The following is a 17761-nucleotide window of genomic DNA, read 5'->3' as shown; positions in this document are numbered from 1 at the left end:
TTTATTATTAAATACATACCTGTTCTGTAATAGTGACATTGTGCTGCTTGGCAGATACCAGAATTGATTTTGGATCTACTTCAATTAAAGATTGCCTTTGCGGGACATTGTTCACCAATATTTTAATATCATCAATGTAGTCTACATAATACAGCTGCTCCAGATAGCTAACCAACTGATTCACATTCAGTTCTACATTAAAATCAATATTTTCAGAGTCTGTAAAAGCCCATGGCGATATATATTTTTTAATATCTTCGTCCAGCTGTTTGGTATAAAATGTTTCATCATACTGTTCAAAGAACTTTACTTTTGTTTCTACTTTTGCTTCTTTATAATTAGGATTGATTACCTGAGCTTTCACGTGCATTGTATTTAATTCATTTACATAATTCTGAATTTTATTCAAAGAGGCTCTGCTTACTCTCGGCTGATAGACATCAAAAGCATTTTTATTTTTAATATTCGGAACTACCATCAGGGTAACGTGTCCAGGATCCATATAGGATTTTTCGGAAGTATGATTTAAACATTTTACTTTAAAAACTTCCGGGAATTCCTGTAATACCAAATGTTCGTAATCCCATTGTGTGATGGCTCTGTGCTTATGTCTTAACCGTTCACTTACACGTCTGTAAAACTCGGTATCTGTTTCTTTGTATTTGCCATCAAACGAGTTATAAGGCTGGCTGACAGATTTTACCTGAGGAACTCTGGAGATCAGTTTAGCAATGGTTTTTGCTTCCAATCCGTTATTGAGATGAGACAGGTCATTATCCTGATTCTGGAATGTTGCTAAAACAGCCTGAGTATAGATTCCCTGGATTTTACATACGGCATCATAGCTTCTTTGTGATTTGGCTCTGATCCAGACTAATCCATCGGTAAATCTTGTGTGGCTTTTGTCGACATCTTTAGGCACTTTAAACTTAACAATCCCTGATTCCAGGAACTTTCTGGTGTCGTTCTGCAGCATATAATCCGACAAACTCATCCATGAATTGTTTGAAAGAATATGCCATTCTATAAATTCTTTTTCCAGGAAAGGATCTGCTAAAGGATTTTCACTTCCTTCCAGCATTTGAATTAATAGTGATACTGTAGTCTGAGGCATTGCTTCCAGGCCAATGTACAATTCACCTCCATTTTGGTGTACCGGTACAATACTGTTGGTTTCGACTTCTTTTTCGTATTGACCGAATACGTCTTCATGATACAGCTGTACTTCTTTATTTTTTGAAATTTCTCCGGCAGATTCTCTTTCCAGGTACGAATACACATTTTCTTTCGCACTGTAATTCAGCTCTATATCTTCAGCAAAAGGAATGTACGGCTCGTTGGGAATAAGCTTTTTAAAGGTCGGATTACTTGATAATGCCAATGTATACAGTTTAGGATACACATCCTGTAATGACGACTGATTCAGTGTTACCCTGATGGTCTCACTTGTTCCGGCCTTATTGCTTGCATTATTTACAGAAAACTGAATGTTATAAGCATCTTTTCCTTTCGTGAATACATCAATATCATTGGCCTTTTCATACCAGATTTCCTTATCCAGCAAGGCAACATCCGCTTTGAAGTAAGCATCAGAACCTACGATTGAAGAATTTTTTAAGCCCTCAAAATCGGTTAAACTTATATTTTGATTAGGCTGAATAACATATCCGCTGTATAAATCTTTTATAGAATCCGGAGCATTCTTCCAGTTGATCGTAATGTCTGCATTCTGCCATTTTTTGGAAAACATTTCAGGACATTTGATATAGAAATTAGATCCTTTAACAGGTTGTGCGGTGAAAGGATAATATGGCTTTTCTGAATTTAAGGCCCCATTGTCATTTTCTATCTGAATTGATTTTACTCCTTTTACATCAACCGCTATTTCGATGTTCTTTATTGATTTTTCTGAAAGAGCTTCATATAGATCATAGTATTTTTCTCCTTCAATCATCAATCTTAACACAGGGAAACTGGTTTGAAATGTTTCTGCCAGCACTTCTTTATTGTATTTTACAACGGCCGGGAACTCTTTTTGTAATGTAATAGAAAGTTCTAATCTTTCTTCTTCGTTTGTAATACATGTTAAAACAGCACCTGACAACCATTCTTTTTCTCCGCTGCAAAGCACTTTGATATTATTTTTAATATCTGTTTTTGAAAGATTTTGTAATTTTTGGGTTGAATTTTTATTAAAATCAATCTTAAGGGTGATGGTACGGTCTCCTTCTTTTAAATCAAATAATGAGGAGGCAATTGAAAAGCCAAGTTTAGCTGTTGGAAGTTCTTTATAAATAGATTTATTTGAATTGGTCTCATCGGAATTATATCCAAACGGCCACCAATAGTTACCGTCTGCCGGCAATTTATCACCCAAACCGTCAGCAGAGTTGGCTACCGGAGCCATTTTCAGTTCTCTTTTTTCAACATCGTTTAAAAAGCTTTTGATCTCCACTACTTTGGCCTGGTTGGCAACAAGTTCATCACCTGTTTTGTAGATTCGTTTTTTGCCATTAGCATCTTTATTCCCATCCAGCAATGTACCGGCTGGAATTCTTTCCTGAATCGCTTTTTTGGCGAGTTCAAAAATCACATAGACTTTGTCTGATTTGGCATCATTTTTCTCAATTTGAAGAATTTCGTTATAATAGAAGTCCAGGTGCCTTTTCGTCAGATTATTGAAGGCTTTTTTTGAGAAATCCAATAATTTTAAAAAGCAAACAAATAATGTCAGGTGAGGCGTCAGGCTGCTATCCTGTTCAAACTGGGACATAAGATCTGTAACCTGTTTTTTCATACTTTTATACTCAACGCTTTCTCTACGAGGGATAGCGTCGGCATCATCACCCAGGAAGAAGTTTCCCCACTTTCCTTTTGGTTTTGTATTATCATCTTTGTCAAAATAGTTTACATGTTGAGCAAAATTGTTTGCGAATAATAGCCAGTCAAACAAATCGAAATCGTGTAACTCAAGATTTCCAGGATCTAGTTCTGCTAAAAAGCGCTGCATTTGTGATTTTCCTTCACGATAATGTGAAAATGTATCTGTTTTTTTCATTTGTTTATATTTATCTTTCTATGGTCAGATGCAATACTTATTGTAGTGTTTGGTAGTATTCAAAATGGCTACAGACATCCCGTAATTCATTATATTTCGGTAGCTTCTCCTTTGTAAAAAGGGAAAACCATATTGCTTCTTGTATTAGTATTTCTTACTTCGTAGTCAACTTGTATTAAAACTTCACCCTGAAGTTCTTCCTGAGTATCAATTTCAATACTTAGAATATTGATTCTGGGCTCATGATATAAAATAGCACGCTCAACGATTCCTTTCATTTGGGTAATCAGCGTTAAGTCCAGAGGTTTGAAGAGCATTTCCTGCAAGTCACACCCATAGTTTGGGAACATGACACGTTCACCAGGGCGTGTTGACAATAAAATCTTAAGGCTGTTATTGATGTCTTCTACATCTGTGGTCATGACCAGTTTTCCTTCAGTCTCGTTAAACTCAGGCGGAAAACTCCAGCCTGTTCCTAAAAAATCTGTATTTATTTTCATACGTTATTTGTTATATTGAATGTTCACATCCTGCATCTGTAGCATAGAGTTTTTGGTTATTCTAACCGTTTTTATTATTGATGTTTTACATTTTTATGTTTAGTCAGATTCTATGTATACGGTAGCTTATGATGGTCTTAAAAGCTGCCTTCCCTATTATCCGCCTATTAAAACATTAGCATCACCTGCGGTTATTACCCCTCCATGAGCGGTAGAATCTCCCATTCTTGCGGCAGGTTTTCCGCCTATCAAAACACTTGAGGATCCTGACGCAATGGTGTCCGGTGGCCCTGTACATACCGCTTTATCTCCTTGTCTTGCTGCAGGCATTCCGCCGATAAGTACCGTGGGTTCTCCTGCCGGAATGATAGGACCTCCTACATGGGGAACTGTTCCCGTTACCATAGGACAGGTATGCATATCTGTAATTCTTGCTGCCGGTTTCATGATTATTAATTAATTTTAACTTGAGATCCTTTTACTACGGTTACCGCTCCTGATTTAAGCTCAGAACCTGAACTTCCTTCTGCTTTGAACTGAGCGCTCGCTTTTACATTGATGTTCGTTCCTTCCATGTTGATATCACCCTTTGCTTTGATCTTGATGTCTTTCCCGCTTTCCATACTAATACCATCTTTGTTAAGGGTAAGAATATTAGAGTGTTCGTCTTCGATTTTAATAACATCTGCATCTTCGTCTACGATCACTTTTTTGCCTTTTGGTGTTTCAAGCGTATAGGAAATTTTATCATCATTAAAGATCATTTTCATTTCGCTCCGGGTCACAAATCCTTTTTCATGGTTATCGTCAGAAGCTACAATAGGAGCTGGTTTTGCACTGCTGTTCAGCATTCCAAGTACCACGGCATCATTGGGATCGTCATTAATGAATCCGATAATGACTTCATCTCCGATTTCCGGTCTGAAGAATGATCCTCTGTTTTCTCCGGCATCAAGGGTGGCTATTCTTGCCCAAATCCCTTCTTCCTCGTTGTTGATGATAGGGATCTGCACTAAAATTCTATCTTCTCCGTCCGGATCTGATTCCAATTGTGATACGACTCCTACATGTAATCCGCTTATGGCAGGAATAATTCCTGAACCTGGCATTTCACTTACATCATAGGTTTCTGAGAACCATGTTGGAGAAAGTCCGAACTGAGCATCTACCAGCCAATTTCCTTCAGCAATTTCATGACGGACACCGGTTACGTATATTTTCCCGTTGAATCGGTTTCCAACGCCTTGAAGCGTCAATGAAACTCCCGGTTTTACCGATGGAATTCCCTGGAATTTTACTCTTCCTCTTGTTTTGGCTAATTGCTGAAAAGTGGCTTTGGCATCTCCCCATTCCTGCAGTTCTCCCTGAGTGAGATTTCCACCGTGTTTAAGCTGCAGGTCTTCAATTCCGAAAACATCTGCTAAATCCCCTGATGAAAGATTTCCGTTGAGGGTAATGGCAGGATCCTGAGCTTCCACTTCAGTGAGTTCCTGATCGGTATAACTCCATGTTTTGGCTGTAATTTTGTTGAATTGGTCTCTGGCGTCAATTTCTCCGTCAAATTCATGTACAGATGATCCGTACACTACTGTTTCTACGGCTTCACCACTAAAATCAGGTTTAGCAATTTTGATGGTTCCGTCTTCAACGGAGCAAAGTTTACCGTTGGCCTGTGCTCTGGTGAGCATAAAATCCCAATCAGAAGCCTGGTATTGAACCAATTCCTTATGTGAATTTGAAGTCGTCTCAACATCGGCAGTAAGTCCGTTATTACCCACCAGTTCTTCAATAACATCACTGTCTGTACTTTCGTAGAAATATTTGCTTTTTCTTCCCAGGGTCATTTTTACAGCCTTATCTCTGCATTCTACAATGAGATAAGAAGAACCGTTTCTGATTTTGATATTGTGCTTTACGACAACTCCTTTAAAAATGGTTTCTTCTTCAGAATGGTAGCCAGCGGTGATTTCAATTTCTTTTCCGGGAATTAACAGATCTTCATTACTGAGCTTGAAATCCTGCTCCGGTACACTTCCGTCTAAAATCACAATGCGGGCATAAGGAATTCTGTTGAATTCTTTTTCCACAATAATGTTTTTCACTCCGTACTTCCCCGGCAGTTCTGTGCCTCCAGACATGACCTTATAGGTAACTAAATCTGGATTTTTTGCTGTTTGTATGTATCCGCTATTATTCATATTATGAAACTTTTTCTAACGGCGGAAAGAATAATTCCTGCCCTGGTTTTAGCTGTCTGAAATTGACAAGATTATTTACTTTAGCTACTTCCAGATAGTATTTGGAATCTCCGTAAATTCTTTCGGTCATTAATGGCAGTGTATCGCCGGCTTGTACTGTCCTTTTGTGGGTAAGATCCGGAGAAGAAGTTTTTACAGTTCTTGCTGCAAGTTCCTTACTCACTGCTCCTGCAAATGTTGCTTTTCCTACAGCTCTCAGAGGAGTTCCATCATTATTAAATAATTTGTAATCTATTGTAAATTCGGTCAAAACCCCTTTAAATTCAAATTCTCCCCAAATAATTATAACATTATACGGTTTATGAATCGAGCCATTATAATTTCCGGTAGCTACATAAAATTCAGCTAATTGATCTTCTACTGCTTTTTTACTGAAAGGATTTCTTTTTCCTAAGCCTTCCTTTATTTTATTGATAAGCTTATTACCGGAATTAGCTTCTGTTACGCCTGTACCGTCAAATAAAAATTCCAGTTGTAAGGATTGAGGAGCTGCATTGATGTATTTTGGGTCTGTAGCACTGGCCCCAGGTTCCTGTGTCGTATTATATTCATTTTTACGTGTAAAAGAGAAACCTGTCGGATTAATAAGAGCCACAAAAGCAGTACTACTAATCATTCTCCCATATGTAGAATCTTCGTACGTTCCTATCTTTATTTTTTTTATTTCGCCTCTCATTATCTTTCTTTTTTACGGTGTTCTATCTTTGCTGCCTGTTCTACACTTTCGCTGATGGCGCGCATGAGCTGTGCTTCATCTACCGATGTGGCAGTTGTAACTACTGCTGCTTTTTCGTCCACATTTATTTTAATGTGAAGCTCTTTTATTTCTATTGGCATTTCGTTTGTTTTTTAATGATCATTAATATTCAAAACACTAATAACCAATGATTTAACATGTTTGTTTGAAAAAATCCAAGCACATGAAGGGTGTGTTCAGTCTCTGTTATAGACCAATCTGTTGTTTTTATGAAAAAAGATTTGGGTAAAATTTATCTTTAAACTAACACACGTTCAAGTGCTTAGATTTGATTTAGAAATTACAAGCCTAAGCTTGCTAACGATGAGGGTATTGTGAAATATCTATATTTCAGTTCTATTGTTTCAATAGCAAGTTTGCTTTCTTCTGCGTTGAATTCGGATACTTCCCATCTTACGGGGTATGCTCCTACTACATTCCAAACCATTAGGGGTGCTGTAGACTGAATCCCGCCTGAAAGAGAAATGATCAGGTCTCTGGGTTCAAACTGGAAGTTTTCCATCGCATTTCTACACCAGCTTATCAATCCGGAACTTACGATTAACCCACGTTTAAGAACTAAATTAGGATATTTGGGTCTCAAAGGAAGTTGGTGTGTAAATCTGTTTTCGCCTCCTTCGGCATATTCTTCAGTTCCAATTTCTGTTGATAAACCAGATATAGATTGAAATCTGGAGTCAATACCCTCTGTTGTTGAAATCCCATTAACAATAAAAGAGAAACTGGTTGGAGGATATAAAACTGCCATGATTAGTTATTTTCAATAGTTAATCCTTCGTGTGCAATTTCCAGGGTTTCAATAGCCACCTCGTTACCTTCAGCTTTCAGATCTGTGGATTGTAATTTAAGAGGAAATGCATTTTTCACTTTCCATGTTACTGCAGGAGCTCCTGTTTCATCTAAAAGGGAGATCGTGATAGATCTGCGTTCTACTGTACTTAGCTGAATGCTTTGGAACCAGTCGAAATATTCGTTATCAGTTTTAAAAGTTCCTCTTTTTAAGGTGATGTTACTGAAACTTTTCATTCCAGGCATTTTAATCTTACTAAAGTCAGGACTTGCGCCATGTCTGTATTCAATTAAAGCTGCTTCAACATTTAAACCGCTGACTTCCTGAAATCCTACTTTTGTTCCGCCCCAATCTACTTCAAAGGCAAACTTTACTAATGGATATGTACTCATAATGTTTTTATATTTAATTGTTATTTAATTGTATTTTATGCTTCCTGTAATTTATGTGAAAAACGTAACACGATAAATTCAGCCGGACGTACTGCAGCCATACCGATCTCAATGTTCATTCTTCCTTCTAAAATATCCTGAGCTGACATTGTTTTGTGCAGACCAACGCTTACGTAATACGCTTCTTCCGGCTTGCTTCCTGCCAATGCTCCATCTCTCCACTGCTGATCAAGGAAATTCTCAATCATAGCCTGTACACGAACCCATGTATTGGCAGTATTCGGTTCAAATACGAAACGCTCTGTAGCTTTCTTCACAGATTCTTCCACCATGTTGAAGAATCTACGTACAGGTACATATTTCCATTCGTTACTGTTTCCGTCTAATGTTCTTGCTCCCCAAACCAGCGTTCCTTTTCCTGTAAACGTTCTGATCGCGTTGATTGATTTTCCTGCTACTGCGTCTACGTTAAGACCGTCTTGCGTTTCATTAGAAATTTTTACAACAGGTGCCAGTACATTGCTGATTGCTAAGTTTGCTGGTGCTTTCCATACTCCGGAAGTACTGTCTACTTTAGCATAAATTCCGGCAATTGATGAAGATGGAGCCAATACTACTCTTTTAGATTCAATTTCTTTTTTAGCCTGGTTATACAGCGCTGAACTTCTTGATTTCAACCATGCTAATGTATTTCCATTTTGAGGCATTACAACATCCACAAGAACTCCAGCATCATTTACTTCTTTGTAGCTCTCGATTTTAACATCTTTGTCATCAAAGCTATAGCTTAAAACAGTCTCCAATTTTGGATAATAGGCAGCTCCATATTTTAAACCTGTAGCATCTACTCCGGCTCTGAAAGCAGCAGCATCTGCAAAAACATCCATAATAACGAACCTGTCTTTCAAATCTTCTGCCTGATCTAAAGCTTTATTGTATAGCATGTAAGCATCTGCTCCTAAAGCTTCAGCATCCGGGAAAACAATAAGTGTAGGTTCGTCTTCTTTTTCTAATGATTTTAATCCGAACCATAAACCGCCGGCAAGTGTTTCTGTTCCTAAGGCAGGAGTTTTTTCATAATCCGCTACAGAAACAATATAGCATGGTCCGCCACCGTTAGCAAAATACATTTGCATAGCATAATGCATTTTATAAGGACTTAGTTTGGCGTTGTCTACTTTTGCCGTTACAACAGTATCTTCAATCGTAACGGAGAACGCTGTTTTTTCATCTTTTGCTCCTCCGAAAATTGTTTCGTATTCCAACATAGAAGAGATCCTTGTCGGTTCATTTCTTGGTCCTTTATCTGTATGTCCGATAAAAGCAGGGATCGCCGTTTCTACTTGTGCTACAGATGGTGGGAATTTCGCAATTTCTTCTACGTAAACTCCAGGTGTTTTGTAATTCATTTGTTAAAAATTTAAAGTTAATATTAGTTATTTTCAATAGTTAATCCTTCGTGTGCAATTTCCAGGGTTTCAATAGCCACCTCGTTACCTTCAGCTTTCAAATCTGTTGATTGTAATTTAAGCGGGAATGCATTTTTCACTTTCCATGTTACTGCAGGAGCTCCTGTTTCATCTAAAAGGGAGATCGTGATAGATCTGCGTTCTACTGTACTTAGCTGAATGCTTTGGAACCAATCGAAATATTCGTTATCAGTTTTGAAAGTTCCTCTTTTTAAGGTGATGTTACTGAAACTTTTCATTCCAGGCATTTTAATCTTACTGAAATCAGGACTTGCACCATGTCTGTATTCAATTAAAGCTGCTTCAACATTTAAACCGCTGACTTCCTGAAATCCTACTTTTGTTCCTCCCCAATCTACTTCAAAGGCAAACTTTACTAATGGATATGTACTCATAATTTATTTTTAATTTTAATTGTTATTTAATTGATTTTATGCTTCCTGTAATTTGTGTGAAAAATTGAGTACGATAAATTCAGCAGGACGAACTGCAGCCATACCGATCTCGATGTTCATTCTTCCTTCTAAAATATCCTGAGCCGACATTGTTTTGTGCAGACCAACGCTTACGTAATACGCTTCTTCCGGCTTGCTTCCTGCCAATGCACCATCTCTCCATTGCTGATCAAGGAAATTCTCGATCATAGCCTGTACACGGGTCCATGTATTGGCAGTATTCGGTTCAAAGACGAAACGTTCTGTAGCTTTCTTCACAGATTCTTCTACCATGTTAAAGAATCTACGTACAGGTACATATTTCCATTCGTTATTGTTTCCGTCCAATGTTCTGGCTCCCCAGACTAATGTTCCTTTTCCAGCAAAAGTTCTGATCGCGTTGATTGATTTTCCTGATGTAGCATCTACATTAAGCAGATCCTGCTCTTTGGTAGAGATTTTTACGGCAGGAACATCTACTAAACTAAGTCCTACATTAGCAGGTGCTTTCCATACTCCGGAAGTACTGTCTACTTTGGCATAAACTCCGGCCATTGCAGATGATGGTGCCAGCACTACTGATGCAGACCCGATTGCTTGTTTCGCCTGATTATACATTTCAGAATTAGCAATCTTCAATGCGGCTAAAGTTGTAATCCCAGATGCACCGGTAACTAAAACATCGGCATCTTTGAAATCATAGCTTAAAACAGTCTTCAATCTTGGATAATAAGCCGCACCATATTTCAGACCTTTAGAAGTTACTTTATCTCTAAAAGCAGCAACGTCTTGAAGAATATCCATAATGACAAACCTGTCTTTTAATAATTCTGCCTGGTCTAAAGCTTTATTGTACAAAGCATAGATTTTCCCAATAGCAACAGGATCACCTGCTCTGGAAGTAACAAGACTGCTGGCAGCAAGAGCATCAGTCTCCATCGTAGAAGCTGTAGTAAAATCTGTTTCAAGAGCAGTAACAACAGCCTGAGCAGCAGCCTTAACAGTAGCCACAGTAGCATTAGCAACCGCAGCAGCAGCCTTAACCGCAACTACAACAGCCTGACCACCCTTAGCACCAGCAACCTGTAAATCGTTTGGATTAGCAACATTAAACTCAGCAGCCTTAGCAACGGCAGCAGCAACAGCAGCATCTACATTAGCCCCTGCAACAGCGTCTGCAACAACGCCTGCAATACTTTTAGCGGCAGAAGCAACATTCTTAGCATATACTGCAGTTGTAACAACAGCAGAAGCAGCAGCAATATCAGCAGCAGAAGGAGCTAAACTTTGAAGGTCCGGAAAAACGATCAGTGTAGGTTCGTCTTCTTTTTTTAATAATTCAAGACCGGATAAAAAAGCTTCCGCCGGTGTAGGAGCACCTACAGCCTCCTGGCTTTTATAATCTCCTGCAGAAACAATATAACAAGGGCCACCACCATTGGCAAAATACATCTGCATGGCATAATACATTTTAAAGTCGCTTACCTTGGTTGGAATTGCTGTTGCAACACCATCTTTGAAAGCCACAGCGAAGATTTCCGGATTTGCTTTTCCAAAAATTTCTTCATACTCCAACATCGAAGCAATTCTTGTTGGTTTATTTTTCGGTCCATCCGCTGTATACCCAATAAAAGCAGGGATAGCCGTTTCAACTTGCGCTACGGAAGGGGGAAATTTTCCTTGCTCCTCCACGTAAACTCCAGGGGTTTTGTAATTCATTTTAAAAAATTTTACGTTAATATTAATTATTCTTCGAAGTAAAACTTCGGATATTTATTCGTGATTGATTTTCTCTTTTTAGAACTGTTGCAATTTGTGCGAAAAATTGAGTACAATAAACTCTGCCGGGCGCACTAATGCTATTTTAAGGTCTACATTCATTGTAGTAGTTCCTTCTACTCCTTTTACGGTTACTTCATAAGCCTCTTTCGGAGTACTTCCCGCTAATGCACCCTCCATCCATTGCTGGTGAAGAAAATTTTCCAACATTGTTTTTGCCCGTAACCATGTGTGAGGGATATTAGGCTCATTCATAAACTTGTTGAGCGCATCATTGATCGATTGCCGGATCATATTATAATAGCGGCGTACATGCACATACTTCCATTCGTTATCTTTCCCCTCATTATTTTTATCTTTCCCTTCAAGGGTTCTGGCTCCCCAGATTAAGGTACCTTTTCCTGTAAAAGTCCTGATCGCATTGATTGATTTCCCTAAAACATCCATATGTAATGCAGCCTGTTCATGATCGGAAATTTTTTCTGTAGGAGTAATGACATGGCTGATATTGATATTGGCCGGAGCTTTCCATACTCCTCTTGTGCTGTCTATTCTGCCATATGCTCCTGCTATTGCTGATGATGGCGGTAAAACAACTTTTAATGACTGCATTTCTTTTTTCACCTGATTGTACAGTGCCGAATTGGATGATTCCAGATTTTTAAGTGTAATCCCGTTAGCATCTCCTTTTTCGTCTTTTACTTCAAGAATTGCAATTTTTAAGGCATCAAACTCTTCACTGAAAGCCGGTGCATTTTCGTCTAAACCATCGGGAATCATAAAATCATCTATTATTCCGTCATATATCGCTTCCAACACAACTTTTGCCTCATCAATTACTTCTGTTAAAGTACTTTTTTGATCGCCTGCATCAGCTGTTTCATTCACTTCTTCTGCTATTGCAATAGCCTGATCTAATAAGTCGGCAAGCACATAAGCATCCGCAGAACCGGTTGAGATTTCGGCATTCGCTAAACTTTTTAATTCATCTAAAGCAGCGATCTCACCCGCATAAAAAAGAGCACTTCCTTGTCCTGCTTTTTGTAAACCGGTATGTACTATAGGGGTCTTAGTCTCATCAAAAGTATAATTCAAAATAGTTTTTAAGTGAGGAAAGTAGGCTGCGGCATGATTAGTAGGGTTTACTTTATTTCTAAAAGATTCAATCGTGGTAAGATTGTTTGATTGGATAACAGAATTTCCGTAATAGGTATCCAGTATAACAAATCTGTTTTTCTTCTCATCTTTAGCTTTATCAATAGCCTGATTATAAATGCTATAAAATTCGGATTCATTGGTAAGCGAAATAGCATCAGGGAAAATAATAAGAATCGGTTCTTTAATGTTTTTATGATCGATTTTAGCCAGTCCTGCTTCCAATGAGGATAATTGTACTTCTGCTGATGTATAATCCCCTACAGAAATGATATAACAAGGTCCGCCGCCATTGGCAAAATACATTTGCAGCGAATAATGCATTAAAAATTGTACCTGAGGGGCTACAATAGTTACTCCTTTGCCTTCTACATCCTGTAGCTGAATATTTTCTTCTTTTGCTTTTCCAAAATATTGCTCATATTCTAAAAGAGAACTGATGATGAAGGGCTCATTATACCCAACAGGAAGTAGTTCGGTATACCCAATAAATGCTGGCATAGCTGTTTCTATGTAGGCAACCGAGTATGGAAGTCTTGTAATTTCTTCAACAGAAACACCTGGTGTTGCTGGATTTAACATGTTTAAAAGTTTAAAGGGTTATTAGTTTTTAGTTTAGTTTTTAGTTTTTATGATTAATCAACTTTAATACTTTGTATATGAATGTCATTAATTAATTTAACAGGAACTACCTCCTTCGCTGAAATCTTGATCACACTGATTTTATATAAAGCAGAAGGCATTATTTTTCCGCCTAATAAACCCCAGACGTAACTTAGCTGTTCAAAGGGAATGGAATGCAGTTCTATTCTGAAACTGAAATTGTTTTGAGGCTCAAGGTCAACATACTCCAATACATTCTTGGCCTGAAATACTTCGATAACTTTTGAAATACTTAGTAAAGATTTGCTGTATGTACTTCTGTTGGCAGCGATCATTACATATAGATTTAAGTAAGCAGGAGTACTTTCTTTATCATATCGTACCGGATTGTTTTCTACCACAACCGGTTGATACCTTGATCTGTTTTTCAATGTTGATTCTTCCTCAATATTGAGCAGGCTAATTACTACTTTGTTACTAAGGCCTTCCGTGTTGTCATCATGTTTTGCGATGTCATCAACAACAGCAATTTCAATTTCGTTAGGAACGTTAGGATCCCATAAACCATCCGGAGCATTTAGCTGATTTTTTAAAACTGTTAATACTTTATTAATCATAATTTCTGTTCTTAATTATTATGGTGCAAACATACAATCACGCCCCCTCAAAAGACAAATATTTTGGGCGCTCAATACAGTCTTTGCAGTAAATCGGATTTTAATTCTCATAGAAGAAAACTAAAAACAGCACCATTAATATACTGAAGATAAATACGTTAAAAACGATAGTGAAAAATCAAATTTTAACCCAAAGATTTTCTTGCTCTCATGAGGCTCAAATTTCAGTCTGTTAGCTGAGTCTTATTCTGCTTAAAAAAAATATTGTATTTCAACAGATGATTATCCCTAAATCAAATAGCTGTTTTTATGATTCCGGCATTTTTTGGATGGTAAATAATCGAATAGGTTGATTGAGTGTCTCAAACAAGTTCTCCAAAAAAACATATGATTTCCTGATGAGAAAGATCAGATTTCTTGCATCCGGCAGTTTCCAGAAAATATGAATCTGCATCATTAGGAAATGATTTTGTCTTTTACTGCAAAGACAGAATAGAGCGGGCTTATCATTCGAAAAATAGTCCCTCTTCTTTCTAATTTTGACCCAATAATTTTAAAAACATTAATCATATGAACATTAAAAATCTTTTCAGTAAGCGCAATGAAATCATTGGCGGCCATTTTAATGAGCTACGGTCAAAATTGGGTGTGGCAGACCAAAATGAAGAAGCTATTTTCTCTTTAAGGGAAGAAATTTGCAATGCATGTCCTTTAAAAAACGGCAACAATTGTAACGCTATGAAATGGCTTAATCCAGAGACTCTGGAAGTGATAGATGGTCCAAAAGACGGATTTGTCAGAGGCTGCGGATGCAGATTGAGTGCCAAGCAGAGATCTAAACTCAGCCTTTGTCCGGCAAGTTTCTGGGGTGGAGAGTTCGACAAAAAATAACGGTCTGGCGATTCCCAATATTGTATCATTTAAACCTCTTAATGTGAAGCAAAATCATATCATTCAGAAAGTTTTTCTTGAAATTACCGTCAACAACAAAGAAAAGGCATTGCGTATAAAAGATGATATTAACAGCTTTTTGTCTATTGATGTTTTTCCGGAAATAGAAAAGCATATCAGGGCTTTAGAATATAAGTTAGCTGGTCATACCTTGCAGATTCCCCGTTTAGAATTAAATGTGGATGTAAAAAGCAGCGCATTAAATACGGAGTTAAAAGATCAGATAGCTGAACTCTTTAAAGATGAACTGTCAGAAATTACTCAACCCACTGAAACTTCTCATCAGGAAACAGAAAGTAATACTAAAGCCTACCTGGTAGACAATCAGGAAAAGATGCTCAAAGCATTGATCTATTTTTTAGAAAAAGGAGCTATGCCCTGGTGGAATTCTGAGAGCAATACTATGGCTATTTTGGAACCAAAAGTTTTTAACCTTCTAATTTCGGCCGATAATTTTCAAAAGAACATAGTATCTGTTTTGTCAAAAGAAAATGTCCGAAACCGGCTTATCAATCAGCTTTCCAATGAACAAATTGCCCAATTATGCCTGGCAATTTTGAAAAATAAGGAGTTGAAGGTCAATCTGGAAACGGATACAATACATCATCTATCGAAACTGAATCCTACGGATAGAATTGCCATCTGGCGTTTGATCTTCAATGTAATATCGGAGTACTTGAATACATCCAATCCTCATCTCCGGGAGTATCTTTTACGGGAAATTTCAACAATAGAACAGATGGGCTTATCACAAACAAAAAGCAATCATCAGAACAGGAAAACAGTAGTTAAGATATTCCCTTTTATTACAGAAAATGAAATTTCTGAAAGCTTCAAAACAGATGTAGCAGATCAACCTGAAAATGTAATAACTTCACAAGAAACCATTCAGAAAAAAAATACTGAAATTCAGGAAGATATCAATCAGAACGAGGGACAATACATTCAAAATGCAGGGCTTATTTTGATCCATCCATTCATCAAAACTCTGTTTGAACATTGTGAGCTTCTTGATCCAAAAACCCAGCAGCTCATTGATCCGGAATTGTGTGCCCATCTCCTGCATTATATCGCCACCGGAAAAATAAATGCTCCTGAATACGACATGATTTTTGAAAAATTCCTGTGTAATATCCCAATGCATCAAACAATTAACAGGCATATTAAACTTTCACGTAAGCATAAAACACAGGCTAAAAATGTAATAGAGAGTGTACAGCACAACTGGGCTCCCATGAAAAAATCATCTGCTGCCTTATTGCAAAACGAGTTTTTCCAGCGACCAGGGAAATTAGTCATCACCGACTCTGATTACACCCTTACCGTAGAACGAAAAACACAGGATATTCTCCTTGAAAAACTTTCGTGGGGAATTGGTCTCGTAAAACTCCCCTGGCAGAAAAAATTCATATTCGTAAACTGGTAATAACAGGTTACATTTTCTAAATACTCTGAAGCTTTACCAATCTCTGAAGTTGCTGATTTTACATCAGCAATACCCTCACTGCAACCCTATTAATTCAAAATAAGATTATGAAATCTCCTATTAACCATGAACCCTCATCATTAATAAAAACACCTATTAATGAAAAAACAGAAATAATCAATCCCTTACTCCATTCCAATACTGTAAATCATAACTCTTTAAATGAAGAAATGAAATGGCTGCAATCACTTATTGAAAAGCGATGCAAAGAATTGTTTCTGGAAGATGATATAAAATTGAATGGGGATTATGAAATACCTGAACCTCCAAAATCGGATGACCAATCTCCTTATTCCATTACGATAAACACCCACCAGCTTACTGTTCTGGACAGAATCATCTTAGCGCTGGGCATTGCATCGGCTCATTATCCGTCTATCCTGAAAACCTTTGTACAGATAGAAGAAAGCAGCAATGCTTTTGCTATTGAAGCAGGTGGCGAATATGATAAAATCAGCCGCAGCTTTAAGCCGACTTTTCAAACCGCACTTTTTTTGCTGGCAGGTAAGGATTTGTCACTGTGGTCACAGTATGGTGCCCAGCTCATCAATGGAAGTGTACTCTTGAAAAATGATCTTATTTACAACCGTTCTTCAACAGAATTTATTCATGGAAAAATTGAACTGGATACCGCTTATCTCAATTATTTTTTATCAGGGCAGAAACCACAGCTGGATCATGGTTCTTACTTTCCCGGCAGGCTTTACAAATCTGATCTTACCATGGAAGATATTATTCTGGAAGATAATGTGCGAGATCAGATAAAACCTATTGGACATTATATAAAAGCATTGGAAAACGGCTTTTTCAAAACCGATGAGCATAGCTTTAAACCAGGCTTCATTGCTTTATTCTACGGTGCACCGGGAACAGGGAAAACGATGCTTGCCGGAATTCTTGCTAATTCGTATGGTATTGATATGTACCATGTAGATCTTTCACAGGTAGTGAGCAAATACATTGGTGAAACTGAGAAAAATCTTGAAGTGTTATTCAACAGGCTGCAGGGAAAAAACTGTATGCTGTTTTTTGATGAAGCTGACGCTTTGTTTGGGAAACGTTCTGATGTAAAAGATGCCCATGACCGCTACGCCAACCAGGAGGTCTCCTATTTATTGCAGCGAATAGAAAAATTTGACGGATTAACAATTCTGGCTTCCAATTTTGAAAACAATATGGATGATGCTTTCAAGCGCCGTATTGATGTATCTGTCAATGTAATACGCCCTACAGAAACAACCAGAAAAGCTCTTTGGGAGCATTATTTGCCTAAAAACATAGCTTTTGAAAGTAATGATCTTTTACAACATTTAACCAAAGAGTATACCTATACCGGTGCTAATATCAGAAACATTATGAAAAATGTAGCAATGGCATTACATGACCGTAATGAAACCCGTATTACCTATTCATTAATAAGCACTTATTTAATGATAGAAAACGAAAAAGCTTTCGGAAAAAACCAGTCCCGCCTCAGCCCGTTTGTACAAAAATCAGAATAAACTCTTAGCA

General features: G+C 37.7%; 16 protein-coding genes. 3 read left to right on the top strand and 13 right to left on the bottom strand.

The window, feature by feature from the left end; all coding sequences use genetic code 11:
- Positions 1–7: 7 nt before the first annotated feature.
- The 13 genes from ACWPWS_RS01400 to ACWPWS_RS01340 form a co-directional block, all read right to left on the bottom strand.
- The gene (locus ACWPWS_RS01400) at positions 8–3058 is read right to left on the bottom strand and encodes a baseplate J/gp47 family protein (protein ID WP_454045243.1); all 3051 of its coding nucleotides are present in this window, start codon (positions 3056–3058) and stop codon (positions 8–10) included.
- Positions 3059–3147: 89 nt separating this feature from the next.
- Positions 3148–3558 (bottom strand): GPW/gp25 family protein, encoded by a 411-nt coding sequence (locus ACWPWS_RS01395; RefSeq protein WP_034699502.1) that lies wholly within the window; start codon positions 3556–3558, stop codon positions 3148–3150.
- A gap of 156 nt (positions 3559–3714) precedes the next feature.
- On the bottom strand, positions 3715–4005 hold the full coding sequence (locus ACWPWS_RS01390; RefSeq protein WP_454045242.1) for a PAAR domain-containing protein: 291 nt from the start codon (positions 4003–4005) through the stop codon (positions 3715–3717).
- 5 nt (positions 4006–4010) lie between these two features.
- Complete coding sequence (gene vgrG, locus ACWPWS_RS01385; protein ID WP_454045241.1) at positions 4011–5756, bottom strand: type VI secretion system tip protein VgrG; 1746 nt, start codon at positions 5754–5756, stop codon at positions 4011–4013.
- Between the two features lies 1 nt (position 5757).
- Complete coding sequence (locus ACWPWS_RS01380) at positions 5758–6492, bottom strand: CIS tube protein (RefSeq protein ID WP_309512366.1); 735 nt, start codon at positions 6490–6492, stop codon at positions 5758–5760.
- A complete protein-coding gene (locus ACWPWS_RS01375; protein ID WP_209783852.1) occupies positions 6492–6653 on the bottom strand; it encodes a DUF5908 family protein in 162 nt (53 codons plus the stop codon). The genes ACWPWS_RS01380 and ACWPWS_RS01375 overlap by 1 nt, the downstream gene beginning before the upstream one ends.
- Before the next feature lie 200 nt (positions 6654–6853).
- Positions 6854–7321 carry a phage tail protein gene (locus ACWPWS_RS01370; RefSeq protein WP_047378137.1) on the bottom strand — a complete coding sequence of 156 codons (468 nt, stop codon included), beginning with the start codon at positions 7319–7321 and terminating at the stop codon, positions 6854–6856.
- A gap of 2 nt (positions 7322–7323) precedes the next feature.
- On the bottom strand, positions 7324–7755 hold the full coding sequence (locus tag ACWPWS_RS01365; RefSeq protein ID WP_047378138.1) for a phage tail protein: 432 nt from the start codon (positions 7753–7755) through the stop codon (positions 7324–7326).
- Between the two features lie 35 nt (positions 7756–7790).
- A complete protein-coding gene (locus ACWPWS_RS01360) occupies positions 7791–9164 on the bottom strand; it encodes a phage tail sheath family protein (RefSeq protein WP_454045240.1) in 1374 nt (457 codons plus the stop codon).
- 23 nt (positions 9165–9187) lie between these two features.
- Complete coding sequence (locus ACWPWS_RS01355; RefSeq protein ID WP_047378138.1) at positions 9188–9619, bottom strand: phage tail protein; 432 nt, start codon at positions 9617–9619, stop codon at positions 9188–9190.
- A 36-nt stretch (positions 9620–9655) separates the two neighbouring features.
- Entirely contained in the window at positions 9656–11377 is a 1722-nt protein-coding gene (locus ACWPWS_RS01350; protein ID WP_454045239.1) for a phage tail sheath family protein, read from the bottom strand.
- Positions 11378–11455: 78 nt separating this feature from the next.
- Positions 11456–13174, bottom strand: coding sequence for a phage tail sheath family protein (locus tag ACWPWS_RS01345; protein ID WP_454045238.1), 1719 nt, complete (start codon positions 13172–13174; stop codon positions 11456–11458).
- Positions 13175–13227: 53 nt separating this feature from the next.
- The gene (locus tag ACWPWS_RS01340; RefSeq protein ID WP_209783849.1) at positions 13228–13812 is read right to left on the bottom strand and encodes a DUF4255 domain-containing protein; all 585 of its coding nucleotides are present in this window, start codon (positions 13810–13812) and stop codon (positions 13228–13230) included.
- 570 nt (positions 13813–14382) lie between these two features.
- On the opposite strand from ACWPWS_RS01340, the gene ACWPWS_RS01335 reads away from it, so the two are divergent.
- The 3 genes from ACWPWS_RS01335 (at position 14383) to ACWPWS_RS01325 (ending at position 17751) form a co-directional block, all read left to right on the top strand.
- The gene (locus tag ACWPWS_RS01335) at positions 14383–14703 is read left to right on the top strand and encodes a hypothetical protein (RefSeq protein WP_209783848.1); all 321 of its coding nucleotides are present in this window, start codon (positions 14383–14385) and stop codon (positions 14701–14703) included.
- Entirely contained in the window at positions 14681–16189 is a 1509-nt protein-coding gene (locus ACWPWS_RS01330; protein WP_454045237.1) for a contractile injection system tape measure protein, read from the top strand. Before ACWPWS_RS01335 ends, ACWPWS_RS01330 begins: the two co-directional genes overlap by 23 nt.
- A gap of 107 nt (positions 16190–16296) precedes the next feature.
- Positions 16297–17751 (top strand): ATP-binding protein, encoded by a 1455-nt coding sequence (locus ACWPWS_RS01325; protein ID WP_454045236.1) that lies wholly within the window; start codon positions 16297–16299, stop codon positions 17749–17751.
- The last annotated feature ends 10 nt before the right edge of the window (positions 17752–17761 follow it).

It is taken from the genome of Chryseobacterium sp. Marseille-Q8038, from assembly GCF_965111995.1.
Note: the sequence above shows the minus strand (reverse complement) of the source record. Positions and strands in the feature narration are given on the sequence as shown.

Coding starts and splice junctions, on each gene's coding strand:
- ACWPWS_RS01345 (WP_454045238.1), bottom strand. CDS start 13,174: ATGTTAAATCCAGCAACACCAGGTGTTTCTGTTGAAGAAATTACAAGA.
- ACWPWS_RS01380 (WP_309512366.1), bottom strand. CDS start 6,492: ATGAGAGGCGAAATAAAAAAAATAAAGATAGGAACGTACGAAGATTCT.
- vgrG (WP_454045241.1), bottom strand. CDS start 5,756: ATGAATAATAGCGGATACATACAAACAGCAAAAAATCCAGATTTAGTT.
- ACWPWS_RS01335 (WP_209783848.1), top strand. CDS start 14,383: ATGAACATTAAAAATCTTTTCAGTAAGCGCAATGAAATCATTGGCGGC.
- ACWPWS_RS01325 (WP_454045236.1), top strand. CDS start 16,297: ATGAAATCTCCTATTAACCATGAACCCTCATCATTAATAAAAACACCT.
- ACWPWS_RS01355 (WP_047378138.1), bottom strand. CDS start 9,619: ATGAGTACATATCCATTAGTAAAGTTTGCCTTTGAAGTAGATTGGGGA.
- ACWPWS_RS01395 (WP_034699502.1), bottom strand. CDS start 3,558: ATGAAAATAAATACAGATTTTTTAGGAACAGGCTGGAGTTTTCCGCCT.
- ACWPWS_RS01365 (WP_047378138.1), bottom strand. CDS start 7,755: ATGAGTACATATCCATTAGTAAAGTTTGCCTTTGAAGTAGATTGGGGC.
- ACWPWS_RS01350 (WP_454045239.1), bottom strand. CDS start 11,377: ATGAATTACAAAACCCCTGGAGTTTACGTGGAGGAGCAAGGAAAATTT.
- ACWPWS_RS01400 (WP_454045243.1), bottom strand. CDS start 3,058: ATGAAAAAAACAGATACATTTTCACATTATCGTGAAGGAAAATCACAA.
- ACWPWS_RS01340 (WP_209783849.1), bottom strand. CDS start 13,812: ATGATTAATAAAGTATTAACAGTTTTAAAAAATCAGCTAAATGCTCCG.
- ACWPWS_RS01370 (WP_047378137.1), bottom strand. CDS start 7,321: ATGGCAGTTTTATATCCTCCAACCAGTTTCTCTTTTATTGTTAATGGG.
- ACWPWS_RS01375 (WP_209783852.1), bottom strand. CDS start 6,653: ATGCCAATAGAAATAAAAGAGCTTCACATTAAAATAAATGTGGACGAA.
- ACWPWS_RS01360 (WP_454045240.1), bottom strand. CDS start 9,164: ATGAATTACAAAACACCTGGAGTTTACGTAGAAGAAATTGCGAAATTC.
- ACWPWS_RS01390 (WP_454045242.1), bottom strand. CDS start 4,005: ATGAAACCGGCAGCAAGAATTACAGATATGCATACCTGTCCTATGGTA.